This is a genomic window from Enterobacter sp. PTB (assembly GCF_051130085.1).
Lineage (GTDB): Bacteria > Pseudomonadota > Gammaproteobacteria > Enterobacterales > Enterobacteriaceae > Enterobacter > Enterobacter ludwigii.
Genome location: NZ_JBDKEE010000160.1, coordinates 1 through 306 on the forward strand (window position 1 = coordinate 1; position 306 = coordinate 306).

At 48.4% G+C, this 306-nt stretch carries 1 protein-coding gene; it reads right to left on the reverse strand.

The window, feature by feature from the left end; genetic code table 11:
* Positions 1-85: 85 nt before the first annotated feature.
* The coding region (locus tag AAIR21_RS28085) for a cation transporter dimerization domain-containing protein (RefSeq protein ID WP_434682869.1) at positions 86-306 on the reverse strand (221 nt) is incomplete at its 5' end.

Below are 306 nucleotides of genomic sequence, written 5' to 3' on the forward strand. Positions count from 1 at the left end.
GAGCACAACTCCACTCATCGTTGAAAACGCACTGATTACATGAATCGCACCGCGTTGTCTGCTTTTATCATATCCTTCCTCTTCTTCACATACTCTCCCTGTCTGAAGGGGTAAATGACGCTAAATGATATTTACCTGGTTCACAGGGGTCGATATGGATCATCACATTGAGCACATTGTGGCTGGTAATCACCCGGTTACGCGCATTTACCGCAATATCGTGCCCGGCGATAACCGACAGTTCACCGGGGACCTCAATATGCACATCCACCAGAATGAGGTCACCGGACTTTCGGGTTTTCAGGT